This window comes from Silvanigrella paludirubra, assembly GCF_009208775.1.
In the GTDB taxonomy this organism is placed as follows: Bacteria; Bdellovibrionota_B; Oligoflexia; order Silvanigrellales; family Silvanigrellaceae; genus Silvanigrella; species Silvanigrella paludirubra.
In genome coordinates, this window is record NZ_WFLM01000004.1 from 227,750 (window position 1) to 252,046 (window position 24,297).

Below are 24,297 nucleotides of genomic sequence, written 5' to 3' on the forward strand. Positions count from 1 at the left end.
TTATTCCTCTTTTTTTAAGACTTGTAAACCATAATGTGCACAATAACGAATTTCAATTTTATCATATTTAATAGAAGCGTATTGACCATTCCATTTGAAGTTTAGCGAATCATAATATTTAAGAAACTTTGAGTTTTGAAGATCTTTTTGGTTTTCTTTAAAAGAATTTATAATGTCATTATTTATTAAATAACCTGGAAAAGTAACTAGCATACCCACTATTTTTTTTAGATCAGAATGTTCGGTGCTCAATAAATGAGGTAACAGTTCTAATTCGTTTTTATTGTTTAATAGGTATTTTTTATTTTCTAAATAAATAAAGATTAAAATTTGTTTGCTATTGTCAAATAAACGGGTATTGGCATTTATTGAATAGGGTCTATTTCTTTCTTTATTTGTGTCTAAAAACCAATTTGATTTTAATAAGTTACTTATTTTATTATATTGTTTTGGAGAATAATGAAGCCCTGCTTCTGCTTTTTTGATATTATGAGAATTATTTCTTTCCATTTCAGATTCGAGCTTTGCAATTCTTTGAATCTCATTATATTCGCTGTTTTCATTATAAACATTTTGAATGAGGGCTTCTAAATCAAAAATATCATCAATAAGATTATTATTTTTAGATAAAAATTCTTTTAATACTTTATATGTCTTTAATAAAAGCGACTCAAAGTATACTTTTTTTGTTCCCTTACAAAGATTGAAAGTAGGTAAATCATTTTCATCGCATTTTTCATGTATGACCCCAAAGTGCGTTGGTTTAAATTCCATATTCGTATTTAATTCCCAGCGACATCTTCTAAAATGTCTTCCCATTCTTTGAAGTAAAAGATCTACAGGGCATAAAAAGGAATACATAAAATCAAAGTCGATATCTAAACTCTGTTCAATCACTTGTGTAGCAATAATAATTTTGAATTTTGGCCTTAGATGTTCTTCGTTATTTAAAAATTTTTTAAATTCAGATTTGCCTAAATTATTTTTAATATCATTTTCTTTTTCTTGTCTTATTTCCATAGAAAAACGCGCATTAAAAAGAATTAAAAACTCTTTATGAATGCCATGATTTTCAAATGCTTTATATACTTCTTGAGACGTTTTTACCGTATTGCAAACAATGCCAATGACTCGTGATTGGCCATCAAAATTTGTAGTTTCGATATCATTTAAAATGCTTGAAACTAAATAGGAATAATCTTCAATTTCAATAAATTTAAGGGGGGTTTTTTTAGACTGAAGGTCTTTTGTTTCTGATATTTTTTCATGAAATGAATTTGGTTGTTGAAAAGCAACAGATGAAATTCTTGGAAAACCTTCCTTTGCTGTTTCTATATTGGTTTGCGCAAAGGCGCTTAAAAAATTTTCACGTTTATTTTTAGGTAAGGTAGCGGACATGAGTATCACTTGGCATCCATTGTGACCAAGCCATTCTAGTAATCTAGATATCATTTCATCCATGTAAGCGTCATAAGCATGAATTTCGTCTAATATAATAGTTTTACCAGCGAGACCAAACAGTTTTACAAAGTAATGTTTTTCATTTAATAAAACAGAACGAAGAACTTGATCAATTGTCCCAACTCCAAACTCAGCTAGTAACCCTGTACGTGATGTTTCATGCCATGAGCTCGCTAATGTTCCTTTGTTTGTTCCATTAAATAAATAGCTTTGTATTTCTTCATCGTAGACCTCTTCAACATCATCATTTAAGGAAGACAAATAAGGTGATGCTTCTGAATTTATGAGGAGTTCAAGGTTCAGCTCATTCCATTTTTTATTTCCATGTAAAATTTGTAATTGAACCGTGGAACCTCTTTCTTGAAAAAAGGAATTTAAAACGTGATTCACTCTTTCAAACATTTGATTGCTTGTTGCTTGGGTTGGTAATGCAAAATAGAGCCCTCTGCTTTTTTTTGCAAAAGGCGACATTAAAAAGGAAAGAGCAGCCTCCGTTTTTCCCATACCCATTGGAGCTTCTAAAATAGTCAAACTTGCGGAATCGTTTTGGGTAACAATACTTAAAACATCATTTTGAAAAGATCTTGGAAAAAATTTAAAGATATTTTTAAAATTTTGATCTACAAAATATTGAGAATTTTGATTTCCCCAAAAAATATTGCCCTCTAAAATTCTTTTTGCCTGTTGTCTTTTTTCTTGATAATAATTGATTAATTCTAAATTATTTTTAACAGAAAATTCGTACTTAAAAAACTTTTCATTTGAAGCAATCCAATCCGCGGCACAGGCTAATCCAGCAAATAAAACTTCGTAATGGGGACTCAATTCCATTTCTTGAAATGAAAATTGATTTATAAAATTTTCTATTTTGAGTTCATTTTCAAAAATAATTTCCCATATAGATTCGATCAATACTTCTCTTAGCTCTTGCCAAGAGGAGTCGCCATTATAGCTATTTTGGATATAATAATATTCAATTTTATTAAAAAGTTCTTCAGGGCTTAACTTTTGATTTTTATCATGATGATGACCAACAGCAATTGCAAAATGAACTAAGAAAGAATTTTTATTTAAATTTTGATTTTTGCTATAAAAATATTTTATCAACGAATCGGCGCTCACAAAGCCATGATTGATATTAAATTTTTCATGAAAGGCTCTATTTATTCCCTTCCAATATTTTTCATGTGATTTCCATTGTTGCATGGGAGTCAGATGGCTATTCTTTAATCCTAGAGAGGATTGAAACCCTGGAGACATTTTTCCAAGGTCATGCATAGCTACAAAAAATGAAAATATTTTATTTATGATGGAATCTGAATAAATTTCATTTAAAAAAGGAGCAATTATTTTTCTTAAAATAGGTTCTCTTTGGATAATTTCATTTGCACATGCAGCGGAATCAAGTAAATGATAAATAATGGAATGAAATGTACTATGAATGCTGTTATTATTTACTTTGGCCCAGCCTAAAAATTTAAATCGTTCTAGTAAATGAATATCAAATTTATGCATAATAATAAGCCTATTTAATAATAAAATTTACACTAAATTAAATATTTTATTTTTTTAAAATATGCAACCATTTGTAATGATTATTTTAATATGTAACAATGAAATACAATTTTTTTAGATATTTTCTATTTATATTCTAATTTTTTAGGAATATAAGGAAAATTATTTTTTTTATAATATATCGGTGGTTTTATTCTCTATTAAGATTTTTGCAAAGTAATTTAAAAATATCATATTTTTATTTAATCTTGAATTAAAACCTTTGTTAACAATTAAATAAATTTTATTAGTTTATGATAGAATTAAAGTCTATTGAAAACTTGACTTTAAGTAACTATTTGATTACGAAATTATTTCACAAAATTTTCGTTTAATTTAGTTAATTTGTAACTAAATTTTATTCTATTTATATTAGATATTTAAATTAAGATTATTTTCGATAATAAAAAAATGAATAATATAGTTTTAATCATAAAATTGCTTTTTATATAATTTAACAAAATTTTTTTATGAAAGGATACATATGCTTTATCATTTTTCTACTTTCTATAATTCCAAAAAAACCTTAAGGTCTTTTGTTTGTGCTTCTTTGGTATTGTATTCTACAAATGCGTTTGGCTATTCTGCAAATGCAAAAATAACTTTTCATAATAATACAAATAACTCAGCGCTTTTAGAATTAAAGCAGTTTCCTAATTTTGATGTTGGATGCAATGGCAATAAAAATCGAATGTCCTTAATTGTTATAAAAGCAAATACGTCTCAGGATGTCTGTGTTCGTTATTCAGACATTTATAAAAGTAACTTAGGTAAATTTAATTTAAAAATTTTAACGGGAATAGGCTTGTTTGCAAAACCAGAGCGAATTATAAATGGCAAAGAAATAAAATTAGATGCAAAATTTTTAGAAACAGCGCAAAAAAATTTATTTTTTAATGTAAAATATGCAATAGAAAATTCAGGAAACCCTTATGAGCTTTCCGTTCAGATCGATAATAAAGATATATATGTCTTAGGTGACAGTACATCGGATAGTGGAGCTCTATATGGAATACTAAATGATTTAAAAACACAGAGTTTTATTCAAAACTATTATCCATATTCTATTCCAGAAATAAATTTATCTCCTCTTTCCTCAGAAAAAACACTTGTAAGTTCTCAAAATTATATTGAAATATTTACAAAATCAATTACTGGAAAAGAGTTAACTCCAGGTTGGAACTTGGATTTACTTGTTTTAAGATCAAAAAATAAAGGTTCAAATTACTCCATATCAGGTGCAAAAGCAATTAAAGGAACAAAATCATTATTTGCTCTCTATGGTTTTGAGGATTACGTTGAATATGGAATGGATCGATTTTCACTAACGGAACAGGTCAATAGCTTAAAAATGGATCATCCCAAAATTGGTATTGATGATATTGTTATTATTTCCGTTGGAGGAAATGATGTTTTGTCATCTATTTATTCTGAGAATACGGATAATATTGATAAGGCAATAGAAAGTATCAATGCAAATTTAAATACCCTATATTTAAAAGGAGTGCGGAGTTTTATTGTTTCTAATGTTCCCGATTTTAAGAAGACACCTTTATTTTATAACACATCTTATCAACATAAGAATCAAAATTACTCTATTATGTTTAACGAAAAACTTAAAGACAAAATATATGAATTTAAGCAAAATAGACCAGATGTAATAATAAAAATATTTGATTTATATAAAGCAGTTAATGACAGTATAGATCGAACAATATCTAAAAAATATATCTCAATTGTCAACAAAATAGTCAGTGAAAAAAATAAAGATAAGATAAGTAAATTGAGGGAAAATATTTCTGAAGATGAAATGAAAGATATCATATCTGAATTAAAAAAAGATATGGATGATGTTTTAGAAGAAAAAAAACATCTAAAGGAATATTATAGAGAAACAATTATTAAAAATTACTGCTTGGAAAATATTTTTACATTAGATAATTCTAAAATGAATAAATTTTTGTCTGAAAATATATTTCAAATTCCAAATGAAAATTTTCAATTAAATGATCTTTTAAATGTATCTTTAAAATCGGGAGATTTATTTAAATATAAAGAAGATTGTAATTCTAGTAATCAGGATAATTATTTTTATATTGATGCCTTGCATGGTGGCAAAGAGGCCAACAGTGAAGTTGCTAAGTTAATGGCAAGCGGATTTTATTTTATTGACTGAAATTGTTTAAAGAAAATGAATTGCTTTCCTTATTGTTTAAAAATAATACCTAATCTTAAAATTTGCGCTGTATGGTTATGAGTGAATTAAATTTTAAATAATATAAAATTTAATTGTTTTCTTATTAAGTATGATTTATAAAAAAAAATCTGTGGTGTTCATTTTAGAGTAAGGTCAATCCATGAGTGATGAACTTTTAGAATATTATCAAAAGACACGCACAATTTCAGAGAGCATCTGCAAGACTTTATCTGTAGATGTTCTTGAGAGTCAGCCTATCGAATTTACAAGTCCTCCTAAATGGCATCTTGGACATACCTCTTGGTTTTTTGAAGAATTTATTTTGAGACCCTATTTTAAAAATTATAAACCAATCGATGATTTTTACCAATTCGCTTTTAATTCCTATTATAAAAGCCAAGGAGAGCATTGTCCTCGAAAAGAACGTGGCCAAATTTTGCGACCCACTTTTAGTAAAGTAATGGAATACCGTCGTTTTGTTGATAATCATATTTTTGAGCTTTTATTTAATTCAGAGAATAATGATGTTAAGAAAAATATTATTTTGGGACTTCATCATGAGCAACAACATCAAGAACTGCTTTTAATGGATATTAAATATATTTTAAGTAAATGTTTTTTAAATGAAGTTTACCAAAATAAAAAATCTTTTTTTAAATCGGAAACGTTTGCTCATGAATATTTATGTATGGAAGGAGGATTATTTGAAATAGGTGCCAACTCAAAAAATAAATTTTATTTTGATAATGAAGCTCCTGAATTTAAATATTTTCAATATCCCTATTTACTTGCAACAAGACCTATAAGTAATAGAGAATATCTTGCATTTATTAATGATGGGGGTTACTCAAATCCTTTATTGTGGAAATCCGATGGTTGGGATTATATCCATTCTTCTAAAGATTTCGCTCCGCTTTATTGGGAAAAAAAAGAGGGTGTGTGGTTTGAATATACTTTAAACGGTTATTTTCCACTTGAGCTTGATGCTCCTGTTTGTCATATTAATTATTATGAAGCTGATGCCTTTGCGGAGTGGAGTGGGGCTCGTTTACCCACAGAATTTGAGTTGGAACTTTGCTATAAAAGTAAATACTTTTCCGGTCCTACCTATGGTTTTTATGAGTCTGAAAAACTTCATCCTATAATCAAAAAAACGACAAATTGTTTTTTTGGTCTTACAGGAAATTTATGGGAATGGACAAACAGCGCTTATTCTCCTTACCCTGGTTATCAACGTCCAAAAGGAGCTTTTGGAGAATACAATCAAAAATTTATGGTAAATCAAATTGTTCTTAGAGGGGGAAGTATTGTTACTCCTCAATCTCATTTCAGACCTACTTATCGAAATTTTTTTTATCCGTCTCAAAAATGGGCTTTTACGGGATTACGTCTCGCTAAGGATATAAAATGAAAATAAATAACGAAGAGAGTTTTTTAGAGATTGATTTTGCAAGGGATGTTAAACAAGGATTAAGTAAAAATTTAAAAGAGATTCCTTGTAAATATTTTTATGACCAAAAGGGAAGTAATTTATTTGATCTCATAACGGAACAAGAGGAATACTATTTAACTCGAACGGAAAAACAAATTTTAGAATTTCAATTTTCCGAACTGGAACAACTTTTTTCACAAATTGACGAAATTGTGGAATTTGGACCTGGCGATGGATCAAAGGCTGAAATTATTTTGAGACAATTTTTAAGGTGGAGACAATTGGGTTTTAATTATAAGGCGGTTGATATTAGTTTTTCAGCCATAAAAACCTCCTTAAGTCGCCTTAGTAAATTTCAAAATTTAAAACTGAGTTACCACATAGGGGATTTTAGTTCCTTTAAATTTTCGACAAATCATACAGGACGTTTGTTTCTTTTTTTAGGATCGAGCATTGGCAATTATGAACCAAATCAAGCGGTGAATTTTCTTAAAGAAATAAGTTTACTTATGACAAGTAAAGATTTGTTAATTATTGGCTTTGACAAGAAAAAAGAAATATCTAAGTTAATAGCTGCATATAACGATTTAGCAGGAATAGCTCGAGAATTTAATTTCAATTTAATAGATAGAATGAATACAGAGCTTGGAGCAAATTTTGTAAAATCTGATTTTTCGCATTTTGGCACATACAATCCTATGATTGGGGCAATGCAGAGTTTTTTAGTATCAGAAAAAGTTCAAAAAATTTATTTTAAAGTTTTAAATGAGTCCTTTCATTTTGATTTGGGAGAAGCGATTCATGTCGAAAATTCTTTTAAATATTCTGATAAAGATATTTTAGACATGGCAGTAAGCGCAGGATTTTCAATAGTTCATAACCTTGAAGATGAAAAAAAAATGTTCGTGGATTCTATTTGGAAAGTAAAAAAACTCAATTCAGAATTATCATAATTTTATATCATAATCATAGCTGGAAACTATACCTCAAAAAAATCACTAATTTTAAAATGTTTTTTTAATGAATTATACTTGTTTATTTTGTTATTTTTAAGGATTAAATTGTAAGAAAATATTAAAATATTTAAAATTATTCTAGTAAATAATTTATTAATTTACCAATAAAATGGAGATTGTAAATATTTGACTCATTTTAAAAAAGAGCTAATATTTATTTGAGTCGACTCAAATAAAACTCAATACTTTAAAATTAAATTGGAGATTGTATGAAAAAATCTGATTTTATCGCAAAACTTCTGTTAGAAAGAAAAAATCTTATAAAATCAAAAAATAGTTGGTGTCCAGGTCACGCTTGTTTTGCAATTAATAAATAATTTATAAAATTTATCATCCTATTATTAAAAAAATAGGATGATAAATTTTATATAAAGTAGGTTATATGCTTAATATTTTAAATGAAGTGATGCTTTATAATAATGATAATATTATTAATAAGTTTACAAAAGATTATGATAAAATTTCTTTATATGATAGTCAAATAATATTTAAAGAGACTTTAAAATGGCTTTGGTTATGTAATGAATCTTACCTTGATAAAAATGAAAATGTTAATATTTTTATCTATGAAGATTCTCTAATCATAGATAAAATGTGGCATAATTTTATTTTATTTACTAAAGATTATCATGAATTTTGTCATAAATACTTTGGAAGATTTATTCATCACGAGCCTAATGTTGATCAAGATAAAGAAAATATTTATTTTGAAAGAGATTTAACTAATATGTATAGTTATATATATGACAAATTAGGTGAAGAAACTTTGAACTTATGGTTTAGAGAATTTCCTGAAAAATATAATTTGACTAATTGATAAATATTTTTTCTTTATAATTTTAATTCATTAACAAACCTCAAAAACAACTTTATATCCAAAATTTCCTAATAATAATTTTTTATTATCATCTAATTTAGGAGCCCATGCCATTAGGTTTGCTGTTTTGGGTATGTGGTTTGCCAGTTGAATAAATAAAGAGAGATCGATATCAAAATTATTTGCTTTAAATCCTGAGACTGCAAAATAAGGTGCATCTGTATCTAAAATTGTATTTAATTCATTTTTATTATGAATAATAAAAATAATTGTAAAACGATATTCTCTTGCTGTTTCTGTAAGATATTGAATTTGGTATTTATCTAAACCTTGGCTGTAAATAAACATGCCATCAAAGCCATTTAATATAGAATCATATATTTCATATTCTTGTGTGAAAAAACCAGATCTTAAAATCATAGAATCTTCATATTTAATTGAAATGGTTTCAATCCACTCATCATGTAATGGAGAAGTAAATAAACAATATATCTCTTCTTTTTGAATATTTTCTTGTTGCTCTTGTTTTAAATGAAAGAGGTTACAAAAATCATGATCTAAAATATAATGAGGAATAATTGAAGTTTGGGACTTATTTTTTTTATTTATTTGTTCTAATTTTTGTTCAAAATTAACTTTAATTTGATTTCTTAAAAAATAATTATCTGTTAATTTTTTTTTATCAGATAAAGCACAATCATTTAATTGAAGTTCGGTTAATTTTTTTTGCTGATTTAAAAAAAATTCTAATATATTTTTCCGTTTAAACATAAAAAAATATTTTTCTCTTCATTGTTGTGAAATTGATTTCCATTTTTCAAATACATGAAGCGCTTTTCCAGATTGAATTGCTTTTCTTGCTAATTTTAATCCATCTTTTAAATCTTGACATAATTCAGCGCACCAAAGTGTTGCCGCTGTGTTCATGGCAACGGCATCCATTACTGCCGGATGGGCTTGGTTTTTTAAGACATCAATTAATACTCTAGAATTGTATTCTATATCTTTGCCAAGAAGGTCTTTAATTTGATGATTTTGAATTCCAAAATCACTGGGTTTAATGACTTCATGAGTGATTTTTCCGTTTTCTAATTTGGAAATATAGGATGCACTACAAACAGATATTTCATCTAAGCCATCTTCGCCGTGCGCTATCATTCCTCTTGTTTTATTTAATTTTTTTAGACAATTGATTAATAGAGGTAAACAATCTTTATGATAAACCCCAATAAATTGTCCTGTTAACGGAACAGGATTTGCTAATGGAAATAAAAGATCAATAATTGTTTTAAATCCTAATGTTTTTCTTATATCCATTAAATGCTTTAGAGTGGGATAAAAAGTTTTAGAACTTAAAAAGGCAATTTTAAAATCTTTTATATTTTCGTATGCTTGTTCAACGGATTGAACGGGAGATAAATTTAGCATTTGAAAAACATCACTGCTTGCCGATTTATTTGATACACTAACTCCTGTAAATTTAGCTACATTTGCTCCTGCTCCTGCTGCTACAATAGATGCTGTCGTTAAAATATTTAGGGTTGTAAGCCTATCTCCACCAGTACCAGCGCAATCAACAATATGATTTAAATTGTGGTCTTTTATTATTTTATTTTTTTCTTGAATTGTATTTAAAATTCGAATGATCACATCTTCAGAAATCGGCAAAAACCGAAATCCTGTAAGAACAGCGGCTATTCGAACATCAGATAAGGTACCATCTATCATGCTATGTGTAAGAGCTTCTGCTTCATCTATTGAAAATCCACGTCCTGCAAAAACTTGTTCCATTATGGGAGAGAAATTTTTATCAATAATCATGATCATTCTCTTTTTTTTGAATTGGTGTTGTATGATATGCGAAACTAGCAGATAAAACGGATTGTGTAAATGGATTATTTTTTATAGATTTTAAATTTAAAAATTCATTTATTTCATGAAAACAAGTAGCAGGAGCCTCTAAGGAAAGAACATGGGCACAACCTTCGACCCATTTGGCGTCGATATTTTTAATGCTTTTAGAAAGAACAATAGGTATTTTACTTGACAATAATCTGTCTTCTTTACCCCACAGAAGGAGAACTGGGCAATTTATATTTTTTAAATTGTCGTCCACAAAATGAGTTTCTTTTGTTAATTTTAAAAGATCTTTAATTCTATCATCCTTTAAATTTCTAAATAAAGAACGTTTTGCTGTTTTACTTAATAATGGGAATCCCGTATAAGGAAAGGCTTTTAAAATACCAGGATATAATTTTTGAAATTTTTTCCAACTTAAAAAAGTAAGAGTATCTCTTAATTCAAAGGGATTTATTTTTAAACCAGCTGGGTTCATTAAAATAAGGCTGTTCACTAATTTTGGATTTGTGCTAGCAATATACATAGAAAGCCAGCCGCCTAAGCTTAGCCCACAAAGATCCACAGATTGATTTGTTGTGGTTGAAATAAATTCAATTAAGGATTCTGCATGTTGTAAAAAATCCATTACAGGATTATTAGCTTCACTAAAACCAGACATATGAAATAAATCGGGAATAATAATTCGCCTTTTATTTTCAAACATTTTCCCTAAAATCCACCAACTTTGCGCACTGCTACCAAGTCCGTGAACAAAAATAAGAGGTTTTAAATTTGAATTTGGATCGCTATCATAATAATGTAACTGTCCGAATTTTGTTGGAATTACTTTTGATTTAAATCCTGTTACGTTAAGAATTTTTTTAAAACATTTCGATATTGTTCTATCTACTTTTATTTCTGTTGATTTTATTACATCAAAGTTTTCTACCTTACCGGCAGGGCGAATAATAATTTGAAGGAGTTTGAGTTGTAGGTATCTATTCACATCCATATTGCCGGAAAGGAAACCTAAGCTAAAATTCCTCTGGGTCATTTTTATCCAATCTCTTTTAAGAGGATTTGTTCAATTTTACTTGCCATGACCTCTATTTGGCTAAGTTCAGGTCCTTCAAGCGTGATACGAGCTAAGGATTCTGTGCCGCTATAACGTAACAAAACCCGACCTGAAGAACCGAGTTCTTTCTCAAATTCTCTCACAAGTGATGTGGTCATGTGAAGAGTCTCTAATGGTGGTTTCCTGTTAACTTTTACATTTTTAGTGATTTGTGGAAACTTTTTCATAACAGAAGTGAGTTCAGATATTTTCTTTTTCGTATGGCACATCATTTCAAGAACTTTTAAACAAGCAATAACAGCATCTCCTGTTGTGCTTGAGTCCAAAAAGATAAGGTGACCAGATTGTTCGCCACCTAAATAAAAGTCATTTGAGAGCATACTTTCCATAACGTTACGATCCCCAACATTGGTTCGGACTACATGGATACCTGCATTTTCCATAGCGACATCAAAACCTTTGTTGCTCATTATCGTAACACAAACACCGTTATTTTTTAATTGATTTTGTGATTTCATTTCAAGAGCACACATAGCGATAATGTGGTCTCCATCTAGAATGTTTCCTTTTTCATCTACTACGATCAATCTGTCGGCATCACCATCTAAAGCAAAGCCAATATCCGCTTTATATTCCACAACCTTTTCTGCTAAAATTTGTGGGTGGAGAGCGCCACTATTTAAATTGATATTAAAGCCATTGGGATCATTATGTATACTTATGACTTCAGCGCCCAATTCTTCAAATACTTTTGGAGCCACTTTGTATCCTGCACCATGAGCACAATCCAAAACAATTTTTTTGCCATCTAATTTTAAATTTTTTGGAAATCTTTCTTTTAAAAATACAGCATATTGACCAATGGCATCATCAATTCTTTTTGCGCGGCCCATATGCTCGGAATTGACTAAATATTTTTCAAGGTCAGGACTATCCATAAGTTGTTCAATATAGGATTCATCGCTATCTGGTAATTTAAATCCGTTATGATCAAATAATTTAATTCCATTATCATAATAAGGATTATGGCTTGCGGAAATCATAATGCCAGCATCGGCTCTCATGCCTCTCGTTAAATAAGCAATTCCTGGAGTTGGTAAGGGACCAACAAAAAGAACGTCTACACCGACGCTGCAAAGTCCTGATGCAATTATGCCTTCAATTAAATATCCGCTAACTCTAGTGTCTTTTCCTAAAAGAACTTTAGGGCGATTTGATCTTCTTTTTAAAGTAACTCCAAAAGATTGAGCAAGTTTTAATAAGTTAACAGGTGTCATCAATCCAGAATTCGCTTCGCCGCGAATGCCGTCTGTTCCGAAATATTTTGCCATAACATTTATGCCTTCAAGGATTAAGATGTACTGAAATAGAGTCTGGAATCATTTTAACCAAGGAAACATTCCCAGGAATTTTTAAAATGATTGGCTTGTCTTGCCATCCAGGTTTTAAGTCTGATGCGTCGATAAAAACACGAACATCAGACGGATCAAGTTTATTGAGAATAACTCTTTGCCCAGAAACTTCAACGTCTATGGAGCTTGGGCGTAATTGAAGTTTAGAAAAATTCTTTTTATTCGCATTTTTGATTTCAATGGGAACGGAACGAAAAATGCGATTAAATTTTTTCGGTCCTAAAGTAATTGCAACAACAACGCTTTTTTCAAAAGATTTAATTGCAGAAGATTCTTCTAATTCAACATTTGCATCAGTAATTAAATTTTTATTTATCCCTTCAATTACAATGGGTATTGTAAAAATATTTTGTGTTCTTGCAAGCTGTTGGCGAGAACCAGATACTTTGATTTGTGATGGTGTTACTTTTACTTGCTCAACCATGAGCCCCGCTTGAGGTTCTCCTTTTAGCACAGCTTGTATTGGTAAGACTTTTTCTTGAATTTTATCTATATCAACATCAATGTATGGACGTTCAATTAACATTGCATATTGTTTTGGAAGTTTTGGAAAATTTTCTCTACTTACTTTTACACGAACGCGGCCTGGGGTTTCACTGATAATTTCAATTTCACCCGTGAGTTCCATATCTGTTGGCGAAATGGAAAAAATAGAGTTTTGTTGTTTTATCGTAACATCAAGAGTTCGTTCTTTTTGTCCTAAAATAATCATAGAGGGTGAAGTTATTAACTTAACTCTCGCAATTTTTTCAAAACTCAAATCTTTGTCTGTTCTCACAATAAAAAATATAACTATGGCAAATAAAACAGAGAGAACTTTTAACCAAAAATTATTGGTAATAAGTTTAATAAAGTCCCTTAAAAAAGATGTATTTTCGTGTGATCCAGCTGGCATTATTTTTTATCATCCTTTTTTATTTTTTCTAAAGGAGTTTCCTCATTTTTGTTTTTTTCTATAGGAGGATCGAGAGGAATACCACCAATGGAAACATCCCGAGGTGGAGGAGATTTGGGTATTGGTGGATCAAAGCGATCTTCAGGTGCAATTTCAGCAATTGCTTTTAGTGCCTTATTTTTTCCGCTTGCATTTTTATTTTCTTCTTCATGTTCTAAATTATCAATATCATCATCTTTTAAATTATTAGAGTCATTATTCAAACTTTGATGTTTATTTAAAATATTACTCGATATAAATTGAATATCCGACGATTTTATATCTTTAATTTTTGAACTTCTAGGAAACCTTATATGAATATTTTTTGGTACGTTTGAAGCAATTTTATTTTCATATTCTACTTGTTGCATAGACAACTCTGCTTGTTGTATAGCCAAAGTCTCCAGTGAAGATACCTTTTTTTGCAAGGAGTTTGATTTGTCATTAGATTTTCTTCTGTCATTATCAAATGGTTGTATTTTATTAGAACTAAAAATAGATTTTAATTTTAAAATAAATTTATGATATTTAAATAATACAAAATTTTCTATCCAATAAATTATATTTGAGTTTTGTCCTCTTGGTAAAAGAAGAATGGAAAGCATTTTTCGAGCAGCTTCAGAAGAACTTTGTCTTTGTAAGTTACCTTCCCAGGCAATAGATATATTCCCCGTTTCTTCACTAACAACAAGGACAACTGCGTCTGTTTCTTCGGATATTCCAACGGCCGCACTATGACGTGTCCCCATTTTTTTAGAAAATCGTGGGTTTTTTGAAAGTGGTAATTGAGCTGAAGCGCAATTAATTCTATCTTTTTTAATGATAACAGCGCCATCATGAAGTGGAGAAAATGATTGAAATATGCTGCTTAATAATTGCTCTGAGACAACAGCATCAAGCATTATGCTGTGATCGTATAATTTATCTAATCCGACTGAACGCTCAAAAACGATAAGAGCCCCAATACGCTCATGGCTTAAAGATTTTGCTGCATTTGTGATTTCATCTATAATATTTGTTCCAGAAACGGAATCGAGTCCTGTTGTAAACGGGCCACGACCGAATCTTGTAAGTAAACGACGAATATCATCTTGAAAAAGTACAATAACAACAATAATAAAAGAAGAATAAAATTTACTTATGATCCAATGCAATGTATCAAATTGAAGCATGCTTGAAAAAACATAAGTGATAAATATGACAAGCATTCCAATAAGAACTTGAGCGGCTCTTGTTCCTTTAAGAAGAGATATAATTTGATAAAGTAAGAATGCCACTAGAGAAATGTCTAGGATAGCTTTCCAAGATATTATTGTTTTAATTGATTCTAAGTAATTCATTCCTTCCCATTACATCTTATCCACTACAATTCCTTGTGGTGGGGTAAATTCAAATAAATCATTTGAAACTGGCTTTGGTGAATAAGTATCAAAAAGAAGTCTTGTACGGTTTCCATTTAACTGCACAATACGAAGCTCTTGAATGAAACCAGTCTTCACCTGAATAACAGCGTATAAAACTTTTTGCTGTTTGTCTCCTTTGGGAGTTAGTCTCAAAAGGATATCATCGTCATTTTGTAGTGGGGGAGTGTCAGATTTTACATGAGAGGTATTTATGTCGTGTTGTGCTTTTTTGCCTTCACTTTTTTTCCACTCAGTGACGTCATAAAATTTTTTAATATTTGAAAGATCAGTTAAAAGTTGAACGAATCCAAGTTCATTTGAACTCGCATTTAAGTGCTGTGCATGTTTTAATTCTGGAATATATTTCCAAAAACTTTTTCCATTGGAAAGATAAATTTCCTTACGTGGTGAAGTAATTTCAAATCGAAAAGAAGATGGTTTTTTTATTGATAAAACACCATCGGATAAAGAAATTTTATCTCGAAGAGCGGAATAAATTTCCTGTTTAAAATTTACGGTAAAAATTTCTTGCTTTGAAGCCAATTTCATTGTTTCTGTATATCTAGTCTCAAATGATTTGCTTGTTTTTTTTGTCTGGGAATAAATAGGATTTATTGCTAATAAGGATAAAACTATAAAATTTATTTTAATAAGTTTTTTAAACATTATGGCCTCTAAAAATAATTCAAGTTAAAAATTTTTCAAGATCAGAAATAGAGCGTGCAATACAAAACATTTCTGCAGGAGATTCTGTCATATTTATTAAAGAGATTTCTTCAAGCCAATTTAATAAATTTGAGAAATAATTTAAAATATCTACAATAATAATTGTTTTTTTAGTGTTACTATTTTTGTTTATATTTATAAATTTTATGAACTCACTTAGGGTATCTAAACTTCCAGGTAAAATACAAAGAATATCTGAATTTTCGTAAATAAATTGAGATTTTTTTGTTTTAGAGATATCTTTATTTAAAGAATTTAAATCCCCTTTAGCATTTTTTACTCCATTTTTTAAGGCTTCTATTAATCCTGAATTATTTTCATTATAAATAACATTAAAATGAAGTTTTCCTATAAGATTTCCAAATTCAAAAGCAAAATCAGTTAAAGGTTTAGGCACCTCCATTTTTGAAGAACAAATAATGCCAATTGAAGGCTGTGTTAAAAAAACCATGATAATAAGCACCTCCATTATTTAAGATACTATTAAATTTCATTATAGAAAAGAATAAAATATAAATGAAAATAGAAAATTTATTTAAAATTTAATTTCAAAATTTGCGCCATACCATGATCTATTGTTTTCATCATTAAAAGCATAAGGAATGGCTAACATTTCATATTTTTTAGAGGAGGATACTCTTTTATTTTGAATCGTATTTTCAACTCTGTAAAATACAGCAGCTGAAATTAGAGTTCCCACTAAACCACCAACGACAACATCACTTACATTATGTGCATGATCTTTTACTCTAGAAGAAGCAATCCATGTTGCAGCAGAATAAGATAAAGCAGCGTAGGACCAATTTAGAATTTGACTATTGGAATATTCAAACATAAGGGCGCTTGAATATGTTGCAAAAGAAAAGGCATGGGATGAATGTCCACTAAAAAATGAAAATCGATTATCATATGTTGAAGGGCCATCTGAATTTATATTATCATAAAATGGGCGTTTTCTTTGAAAGGATATTTTTGCTGTTGATGTTGCAATTTCTGTTAAAAGGATAGCATGTAGCCATCCTCTCATATGTGTTCCTAAGAAAAAATTATCATTTGTTAGAGTAAGTCCTCCTAAAACAAGAGTTGCAGAGCCAAGGGCATAAGGTAACAGTTTTGTTCCAGGCAAAGAAGTAGGGCTATGATTTAAATCGGGATATTCATTATTAAATGGCCATACTGGATTTGCTTTAGGAGTATAAAAAGCATTCATAACTCCTATAATTGCGCCTTCTAATGGTAAGGTAACGATATCTTGTTTTAAGTCTCCTGGATTAAAACTCATCCAACTTAAAGAGCTTTGAAAATTATCTTGAGGCGGTTCAATGGGATCGGTGTAAATCATTTTTTACTATTCTCTGCTGCATGCATTTTATGAAATTCTTCAATTCTTTTTGTCCACTCTGAACTATATTCTAATATATTTTTACGAGTAAAATAAAGCATTATTAATCCAGATATAAGGAAACATAAGCATAATATTTGACCCATTGTTAATATTTGCCACCAAGAAGCATTTGGATAAGCATTTAAAGGAGCCCAAGAGAAATTTGATAAATAAAGATAACTAATTTGTGCATCGGCAGCTCTAAAATATTCAACAATAAAACGATAGAGACAGTAAAAAATAACAAAACAAGCAGAAATAGTTCCTTCTTTTTGTTTCCATCTTGAAATAATATATAAGGTTATAAATAAACCCCAACCTTCACCGAGACTTTGGTATATTTGACTTGGATGTCTTGCTACCGCACCACCTTCAGGAAAAATGATAGCCCAAGGTACGTTGCCTTCAATCGGTCTACCCCATAATTCTCCATTTAAAAAATTTCCAATACGTCCCATTCCAATTCCAATTGGGATCACGCGAACAAGTTTATCGGTTAAATGAAAAAATGGAATTTTGTATTTTCGGCAATAATATAAAATAGCTAAAGAAACACCAATAATACCACCATGAAAAGACAAGCCACCTTCCCATGTTGCTATGGCATCTAAAGGACGTGTTTTATAAAAATCCCAGTTATAAACAAATACGTAAGCAGCTCTTGCTCCAATAAGCATACCAATAATACATAAAGTAATTAAATTCATAAGCATGCCTTCAGTCAGCATAAGTGTACGCTTACGAATCCAAATCATACAACCGACATATACAGAAATAAATCCAATTAAATACATGGTGCTATACCATCTTAATCCCCAGTTTATTTTCATAATTTGTAAAACAAATAGGATTGAAACAATAGCTAATGAATATATTAAAATTGTCTGAATTAATTCTATATTTTGAATTTTTTTTGATAACAAAGATGTATTTTCAGGATTTTTGTTTAGTTTTTCACTCGTTTTTAACTTTTTGGATTGAGTCCATGTAAAAAATAAACCTCCCCCAAAAACAGCAAGAAGCAATAAAATGCCCCACCAAGTTGTTACCCAATTAAAATTTATGTTCTTAACTTGAAAAACATAGGGACTTAAGTCAAATGTCCAATAAGATTGTGAAGGTGTCATGGCACGATGTCTCCTCTTGTATGCTTGGAAATTTATCATACACTAGCTTTCTGTATGACAGTAGGTTGCTTTGATCAAGCAAGCAAGGCATTAAGAAGAGTGCTTGATTATGGAGTTCATATGAAAAAGATTATTTTTTTGTTTTTATTTTTAATTTTTGTTTCTTGTATTCCGATTTTTGCAGGTATTGGTTATGTCGCTTGGCAAGTGTATGCGGGAAATTATTCTGATTTTGAAAAAACAAGAATAATTGAAATATTATCGAAAGAGACTGTTTTATATTATGCTGATGGGCAATCACAACTTGGTAGTTTATTTGGCCAAGAACATAGAATTTATGTAAATATTGATCAAATTCCTCAGACAATGAAAGATTCCATTGTTGCTGCTGAAGATGAAGATTTTTATACGAATGTTGGTATAGATCCCAAAGGTATTTTGCGAGCAGCTATTCATAATATTATATTTAAAACAAGGCAGGGTGCCTCTACAATTACGCAACAAACAGTAAAAAATCTTTTTGGGCGTAAAGAAACAGATATTTATACTAAGTTTCAAGAAATGATTAATGCATTTAAATTAGAAAAAATGTATTCAAAAGAGCAAATTCTTGAGTTTTATTTAAATCAATTTCATGTAACTGGAAATGGGCGTGGTGTTGGTGTTGCTGCAAAATATTACTTTAATAAAAATGTCGAAGATTTAAATTTAATAGAATCTGCTTTTATTGCAGGAAGTGTAAAAGGACCTGAAAAATATAATCCCTTTACGAAAACTTCTGTTGTAGGTCAGGAAAAAGCAAGAAGAGAAGCTTTAATTCGAAAAAATTATGTTCTAGAAAGACTTCTCAAAACTCAAAAAATAACGAAACAACAATATGATGATTCTATAAAAGAACCTGTTCCTTTTAATCAAGGAAAGTTTCAGTTTAATGAACTTGCGGTTAATCAAATTATTTTAAAACAACTTTCACGTCCTGAAATATTATCAGCCATAGGCGCAAATAATGTCGATGAAGTTGGTACAATGGGTCTTCGTTTAACCACAACTCTTGAAAAAGATATTCAAGGGGCAGCTCAATATGGTTTAAGACAAAACTTAAGTCGAATTCAAATTATTCTAAATGGTTTTAGTGCAGAACCACAATCCAATTTTGTTAATATTCAAAAACCAGAATTATATGGTTTTTATGTGGGTAAAATTGAAAATATAGATAAATCACCAGAAAGCGAAAAAGTAACTATTAGTTTTGGTATTCCTACTTGTACAATAAATACAGATGCTATAAATCGTGTTTCTTTAGTGTCGGATCAGCCTTTTAGACGCGGTAAAAAGAAATCCGTAGAGAGTCTCTTAAATTCAATGCATGTTGGCCAATATGTTTTAACAAGTGTTACAAAAATCAAATCTGATGGCACTATGTTTTGTGATTTAGAATCAAGGCCAAGAGTTCAAGGGGCTGCTATTGTTCTTGATAAAGGTAAAATTATTGCAATGGCCGGTGGCTTTTCTTCCAGTGAATATAACCGAGCTATTTTTGCAGAAAGACAACCAGGTTCTTCATTTAAAACTCCAGTTTATTATGCAGCTCAACAATTAGGATGGACTGTCTTAGATCCTCTTTCCAATATTAGAGATGCCTTTACTTGGCAAGGCGTATTTTACTATCCTAGACCAGACCATGCTATTACAAGTTTAGAAACCACAATATTGGGTGCTGGCGCAAAGTCTGAAAACTTAGCTAGTGTTTGGTTATTAAAACATTTGTTAGATAAATTAAGTTATGACCAATATTTAGATTTATTAAATTTCCTAGAAATTACGGGTAACGGAAAGTCTATTGAACAAACTTTATCTTTAATTGCGAATAAGTTTAATGCTTCTGCAGATAATGAAATTTATATTAAGTCTGGGATTCTTGAAAAAGTTAAATCGGATTTACTTTCCGATTTATCTGTTGTTGGAAATTCTAGATTAAAAGTTTTTTTAAGAACATTACATTTTGGAAATGGTTTTGATAAACAAGAACAAATATTAACTGATGAAAAAGAACTACCCCCAAAAGAAAAAGAATTAAGATTAAATATTTTAAAAAATAATTTAATCAGATGGAATAAATCTGCTTCTCAAGCTCGTAAAGCTATAGACTCCTTAAATAAAATTGTTAGTGGTTCTCCTATATCAGAAACAGATAGAGATTATTTTTCTTCATTTGCAAAAACAGAAGATGGAACCCTTGTTTTCCAATCTCAAAACCCTTGGCGTCCTGAGGTAACAATCAATATTGTTCCGCCTGTACGTGCAACCCTAATGAGTATTGATTCTTTATTAACTTATGTAAGAGCAAATCCAAGTAGTTTAAATATTTCAAATGTATTATTAGACGGCGTTGTTCCTTTATCTATTTTAGATAATATAAACTCAGAAATTGCTAAAAAATGGAAAGAAGTTCAGTCAGCGCCACCGTTAGAAAGACTCTTTTGGAATGCAGATTTTAGATACTCTTTAGGTATGTATTATGCGGCAAATATGGTTAATGATATGGGTGTTCAAGAACCAATGAAATGGGTTCCATCGTTCTCTCTAGGTTCAAATGATGTTACTTTAGCGGATCTTGCTTTAATGTACCAAACATTTTTAACTGGAAAAACCTATCGTTATTTTAATATTGCACAACCAAATCAGTTGTTGTTAATTAAACGCATAGAAGATGCAAGTGGCAACTTACTATGGGAAGCAAAAGCAAAAGAGTATCAATTTTCAGATAATTTTTATTCCGCATCTATGCTTAATACTTTAAGGGGAACCGTTACTGGCGGGACTGCATATGTCTTAAATAAGAGTATTGTTTTAAGATCTAATGATGATGAAATTGATAAACAATTATTAGAATCACAAATAAAAGTTCCTGCTTTTGGTAAAACAGGAACAACAAATGAATATAAAAATGGTACCTACATTGGATTTTTACCTTATCCAAATTCAAAAGGTGACATACTTTCGCCAGATAATGCTTATACAATTGCTTCTTATATTGGCTACGATAGTAATGAACCAATGGTCCGCAAAGGATATCGTGTTTATGGTGGTGCTGCCATTCCTGCCTGGGAAGAAATTGCACTCGCTATTATAAAAGACCAAGATTTTGCAGAAAAATTAGATTGGAAATATTTAATTAGTAAAAAAGCTCATAATATTCCATTTGATTATGGTTCTGGTTTATCACAGGTTGTTGTTCCTATAAACTCTTGGGTTTCTGTATCTTCTCAAGATCCAGAAGAAGACAATGATACCACTCAAGCAGATAATCCATATGCAAATGATTATTCAGATACAGGTCAAAGATTATTTAAAGTTTATTTACCAGGATCTACTTCAGACGGTATTTTTGTTCCTAAAAGAAGAGTTTCATTTTATACCCCAATTCCACCTCCACAAGCACAGGTTGTAAGTCTTGGCGTAACAGAACAAACAGAAGGTAACGAAAAAAATCAGCAACAAAATGCTCCTGTAATTCCTGTTCCTTTATCCAGTATTTCAGGAAAAGCCGATACAAATAGCGATAAAAGTTCTTTAAATTCTGCTGATGATGAAGAATTACCAAAAGCTCGGGCAGGTGATAAAGGTTTAGGTGACGATCTTCCTCCACCGCCTCCTGTTTTAAAACTTAAGCCGTAGATTTTAATTTGTTCACTTTGTTTCCCCAGAACTCAAGCACTTGCTTGAGTTCTTTCATATCAATTGGTTTTCCTAAGTAACCTTCCATTCCTGCATCTAAACAAACCTGTCCTTCGGCACCGCGTGCGTGTGCTGTCATCGCAATAATATGAGGGCGGCTCGCACTTTTTGGATATTTAATAACAATTCTTTTTGTAGCTTCTATGCCGTCTAAGTCTGGCATTTGTACGTCCATTAAAATAATATCATATTGATTTCGTGTTAAGGCTTCTAAAACTTCATTTCCATTTGCAACGATATCGCAAAGGTAACCAAATTTTTTTAGCATGTTTGTAATTAATTTTTGATTCACTACATTATCTTCCGCAACAAGGATTCTTAAAGGATATAAGTCAGAAACTTTGGATTGATCTAGTTTTATACCAGCAATACTTCCTTTTTGTTTTGCTGTGGAAGTATCGATCAAAGCCTCTAAAATTTGAGATATACGAATTGGTTTATTTATTGCCGAAGCAAAACCTTTTGGTAAAAACTTTTCTTCTGAATAATAAATACTAGAGTTCTTTAATATGGCTAAAAAGATAATTGTTTGATCCATATATTTTGATATTAAATCGGATCTTAATTTTTCATAATCAAAATCATCAATAGATATAATAACAAAGTTTGGTGGGACTTGAGATGGAATTTCGATTGCTTCTAAGTTGCTTGATGCCGTATATGCTTCTAGTCCCCATTTTTCTAATTTCAGCCTAATTGCTTCGAGTTGAATTGGATTTTTTTCAACAATAAAAGCAATTTTATTTTGCAAATGTAACATTTTAGGTTCATTTTCTTTATCTTTTTCAAAGCTTAATTTTTCTGCTTCCTCAAAATCGACAGCAACAGTAAAAGTAAATGTAGAGCCTTTTCCAGATTCGCTTTTAACTCCTATAACACCACCCATTAATTCGGTAAGTCGTTTTGCAATGCTCAATCCCAAACCTGTTCCACCATATTTTCGAGTTGATGAGTCATCAATTTGTGAAAATGATTTAAATAGTTTATTAATATCTTTTCTTGATATACCTCTACCAGTATCAATAATTTCAAATCTAATTAAAAACTTTCCTTTATCTTTTTTTTCATTGCTGACTTTTACTAAAGCATGACCTTTATTTGTAAATTTGATGGCATTGTCTACTAAATGAGTTAGTACTTGCTGAACTCGAGTATAATCACTTACAATTATTTTTGGAACATCATAGTCAATAAAATAAATTAAATCTGTTTCTTGTGCAGCAGCAGCAGGGGCAAGTAATTCAAATACATTTTCAATACAAGAATTTATTTCAAAGGGAATATGTTCTAACTCTAGTTTATTAGCCTCAATTTTTGAATAGTCTAAAATTTCATTAATAATAACAAGTAAATTATTACCGCATATTCTTAAAGTTTCAAGATAATTTCTTTGTTCTTGATTTAATTTTGTACCTATTAAAAGAGTTGCAGATCCTAAAATACCATTAAGAGGCGTTCTTAATTCATGGCTCATATTGGCTAAAAATTCGCCTTTCATTCTTGTCGATTCTTTTGCTTTTTCTGCAAACTGTAAAATTTCAATATTTCTTTTTTCCATGTCATCTTGAAGTTTTCCAAGCCTTAAATATTCTTGTAAAGAAACAGAAATAGCATGAGAAAAAGCAATTAAATCTATGTAAAACAAAGTAAAAACTTCTATGAATTTTCCTGCATTGTTAGGAATAAAATAATTGTATATTGATAAAATTAAATAAGGAATTGTTATATAGTATATACCTGTAATCCAAGGCTCCATTCTATTTACTTTCATTTTATATTTATATTTATATACAATTATGTACATATAAAAAAATAATAGAGGAATTTTTTGAATAAATGGAACGATTTTAGTTAATGTAGGATCGTTTATAAGAAGGATTGATAATTCGAGCCAGGATAAAACAGCATAAACCGCCACAATTTTTGAATAAAGTGAATATTGATTTATTCCACTAATATAAACTAATTTAAATAATAAAAATGTTGCTGTAATAATCCATGCAGATATACAATAAAATGTTAGTAATAGTTTTTGATCTAAAATATTTTTATTATAATATAATATTAAAATAGATAAAATTAGAAGAACGGAAAGTGATTTTTTACTTACCAGGAAAAAAGGGAATCTCCAATAAATATTTCTAATTTGTATCATCTTAATTCACCTTATGTAATAACATAA

At 29.8% G+C, this 24,297-nt stretch carries 17 protein-coding genes; 5 read left to right on the forward strand and 12 right to left on the reverse strand.

Annotation, left to right across the window (positions count from 1 at the left end; all coding sequences use genetic code 11):
- Complete coding sequence (gene cas3 / locus GCL60_RS11700) at window positions 1-2,976, reverse strand: CRISPR-associated helicase Cas3' (RefSeq protein WP_153420844.1); 2,976 nt, start codon at window positions 2,974-2,976, stop codon at window positions 1-3.
- 523 nt (window positions 2,977-3,499) lie between these two features.
- Between cas3 and GCL60_RS11705 the strand changes: the two genes are divergently transcribed.
- The 4 genes from GCL60_RS11705 to GCL60_RS11720 all read left to right on the forward strand — a co-directional run bounded on the left by GCL60_RS11705 (window position 3,500) and on the right by GCL60_RS11720 (window position 8,477).
- Window positions 3,500-5,191, forward strand: coding sequence for an SGNH/GDSL hydrolase family protein (locus tag GCL60_RS11705; RefSeq protein ID WP_153420845.1), 1,692 nt, complete (start codon window positions 3,500-3,502; stop codon window positions 5,189-5,191).
- A 181-nt stretch (window positions 5,192-5,372) separates the two neighbouring features.
- Window positions 5,373-6,623, forward strand: a complete 1,251-nt coding sequence (gene egtB / locus GCL60_RS11710) for an ergothioneine biosynthesis protein EgtB (RefSeq protein WP_153420846.1) — start codon at window positions 5,373-5,375, stop codon at window positions 6,621-6,623.
- Window positions 6,620-7,597, forward strand: a complete 978-nt coding sequence (locus tag GCL60_RS11715; RefSeq protein ID WP_153420847.1) for an L-histidine N(alpha)-methyltransferase — start codon at window positions 6,620-6,622, stop codon at window positions 7,595-7,597. The genes egtB and GCL60_RS11715 overlap by 4 nt, the downstream gene beginning before the upstream one ends.
- Window positions 7,598-8,042: 445 nt before the next feature.
- Window positions 8,043-8,477, forward strand: a complete 435-nt coding sequence (locus GCL60_RS11720) for a glycine-rich domain-containing protein (RefSeq protein ID WP_153420848.1) — start codon at window positions 8,043-8,045, stop codon at window positions 8,475-8,477.
- Between the two features lie 30 nt (window positions 8,478-8,507).
- Here GCL60_RS11720 and GCL60_RS11725 read toward each other — a convergent pair whose 3' ends face one another.
- From GCL60_RS11725 to lgt, 10 genes are all read right to left on the reverse strand, one after another.
- Complete coding sequence (locus tag GCL60_RS11725; protein WP_153420849.1) at window positions 8,508-9,248, reverse strand: beta/alpha barrel domain-containing protein; 741 nt, start codon at window positions 9,246-9,248, stop codon at window positions 8,508-8,510.
- 18 nt (window positions 9,249-9,266) lie between these two features.
- Window positions 9,267-10,298, reverse strand: a complete 1,032-nt coding sequence (gene trpD / locus GCL60_RS11730; RefSeq protein WP_161998183.1) for an anthranilate phosphoribosyltransferase — start codon at window positions 10,296-10,298, stop codon at window positions 9,267-9,269.
- Window positions 10,288-11,328, reverse strand: coding sequence for an alpha/beta fold hydrolase (locus GCL60_RS11735; RefSeq protein WP_161998184.1), 1,041 nt, complete (start codon window positions 11,326-11,328; stop codon window positions 10,288-10,290). Before GCL60_RS11735 ends, trpD begins: the two co-directional genes overlap by 11 nt.
- A 44-nt stretch (window positions 11,329-11,372) precedes the next feature.
- A complete protein-coding gene (gene glmM / locus GCL60_RS11740; RefSeq protein ID WP_153420852.1) occupies window positions 11,373-12,722 on the reverse strand; it encodes a phosphoglucosamine mutase in 1,350 nt (449 codons plus the stop codon).
- 13 nt (window positions 12,723-12,735) lie between these two features.
- The gene (locus GCL60_RS11745) at window positions 12,736-13,698 is read right to left on the reverse strand and encodes a CdaR family protein (RefSeq protein ID WP_153420853.1); all 963 of its coding nucleotides are present in this window, start codon (window positions 13,696-13,698) and stop codon (window positions 12,736-12,738) included.
- Window positions 13,698-15,077, reverse strand: coding sequence for a diadenylate cyclase CdaA (cdaA, locus tag GCL60_RS11750; RefSeq protein WP_153420854.1), 1,380 nt, complete (start codon window positions 15,075-15,077; stop codon window positions 13,698-13,700). Before cdaA ends, GCL60_RS11745 begins: the two co-directional genes overlap by 1 nt.
- A gap of 9 nt (window positions 15,078-15,086) precedes the next feature.
- Window positions 15,087-15,806 (reverse strand): LolA family protein, encoded by a 720-nt coding sequence (locus GCL60_RS11755; RefSeq protein WP_153420855.1) that lies wholly within the window; start codon window positions 15,804-15,806, stop codon window positions 15,087-15,089.
- A gap of 19 nt (window positions 15,807-15,825) precedes the next feature.
- The gene (locus tag GCL60_RS11760) at window positions 15,826-16,317 is read right to left on the reverse strand and encodes an LOG family protein (protein WP_161998185.1); all 492 of its coding nucleotides are present in this window, start codon (window positions 16,315-16,317) and stop codon (window positions 15,826-15,828) included.
- Window positions 16,318-16,401: 84 nt separating this feature from the next.
- A complete protein-coding gene (locus GCL60_RS11765; RefSeq protein WP_153420857.1) occupies window positions 16,402-17,208 on the reverse strand; it encodes a phosphatase PAP2 family protein in 807 nt (268 codons plus the stop codon).
- Window positions 17,205-18,377: a prolipoprotein diacylglyceryl transferase gene (gene lgt, locus GCL60_RS11770; RefSeq protein WP_161998186.1), complete on the reverse strand. Its 1,173-nt coding sequence runs from the start codon at window positions 18,375-18,377 to the stop codon at window positions 17,205-17,207. The genes GCL60_RS11765 and lgt overlap by 4 nt, the downstream gene beginning before the upstream one ends.
- A gap of 120 nt (window positions 18,378-18,497) precedes the next feature.
- Between lgt and GCL60_RS11775 the strand changes: the two genes are divergently transcribed.
- Window positions 18,498-22,055, forward strand: a complete 3,558-nt coding sequence (locus tag GCL60_RS11775; RefSeq protein ID WP_161998187.1) for a transglycosylase domain-containing protein — start codon at window positions 18,498-18,500, stop codon at window positions 22,053-22,055.
- Here GCL60_RS11775 and GCL60_RS11780 read toward each other — a convergent pair.
- Window positions 22,045-24,270: a response regulator gene (locus tag GCL60_RS11780; RefSeq protein ID WP_153420860.1), complete on the reverse strand. Its 2,226-nt coding sequence runs from the start codon at window positions 24,268-24,270 to the stop codon at window positions 22,045-22,047. The genes GCL60_RS11775 and GCL60_RS11780 overlap by 11 nt on opposite strands.
- Between the last annotated feature and the right edge of the window lie 27 nt (window positions 24,271-24,297).

Coding starts and splice junctions, on each gene's coding strand:
- GCL60_RS11735 (WP_161998184.1), bottom strand. CDS start 11,328: ATGGATGTGAATAGATACCTACAACTCAAACTCCTTCAAATTATTATT.
- GCL60_RS11775 (WP_161998187.1), top strand. CDS start 18,498: ATGAAAAAGATTATTTTTTTGTTTTTATTTTTAATTTTTGTTTCTTGT.
- GCL60_RS11725 (WP_153420849.1), bottom strand. CDS start 9,248: ATGTTTAAACGGAAAAATATATTAGAATTTTTTTTAAATCAGCAAAAA.
- GCL60_RS11745 (WP_153420853.1), bottom strand. CDS start 13,698: ATGCCAGCTGGATCACACGAAAATACATCTTTTTTAAGGGACTTTATT.
- glmM (WP_153420852.1), bottom strand. CDS start 12,722: ATGGCAAAATATTTCGGAACAGACGGCATTCGCGGCGAAGCGAATTCT.
- GCL60_RS11760 (WP_161998185.1), bottom strand. CDS start 16,317: ATGGTTTTTTTAACACAGCCTTCAATTGGCATTATTTGTTCTTCAAAA.
- GCL60_RS11715 (WP_153420847.1), top strand. CDS start 6,620: ATGAAAATAAATAACGAAGAGAGTTTTTTAGAGATTGATTTTGCAAGG.
- trpD (WP_161998183.1), bottom strand. CDS start 10,298: ATGATTATTGATAAAAATTTCTCTCCCATAATGGAACAAGTTTTTGCA.
- cas3 (WP_153420844.1), bottom strand. CDS start 2,976: ATGCATAAATTTGATATTCATTTACTAGAACGATTTAAATTTTTAGGC.
- GCL60_RS11755 (WP_153420855.1), bottom strand. CDS start 15,806: ATGTTTAAAAAACTTATTAAAATAAATTTTATAGTTTTATCCTTATTA.
- GCL60_RS11780 (WP_153420860.1), bottom strand. CDS start 24,270: ATGATACAAATTAGAAATATTTATTGGAGATTCCCTTTTTTCCTGGTA.
- GCL60_RS11720 (WP_153420848.1), top strand. CDS start 8,043: ATGCTTAATATTTTAAATGAAGTGATGCTTTATAATAATGATAATATT.
- GCL60_RS11705 (WP_153420845.1), top strand. CDS start 3,500: ATGCTTTATCATTTTTCTACTTTCTATAATTCCAAAAAAACCTTAAGG.
- cdaA (WP_153420854.1), bottom strand. CDS start 15,077: ATGAATTACTTAGAATCAATTAAAACAATAATATCTTGGAAAGCTATC.
- lgt (WP_161998186.1), bottom strand. CDS start 18,377: ATGACACCTTCACAATCTTATTGGACATTTGACTTAAGTCCCTATGTT.
- egtB (WP_153420846.1), top strand. CDS start 5,373: ATGAGTGATGAACTTTTAGAATATTATCAAAAGACACGCACAATTTCA.
- GCL60_RS11765 (WP_153420857.1), bottom strand. CDS start 17,208: ATGATTTACACCGATCCCATTGAACCGCCTCAAGATAATTTTCAAAGC.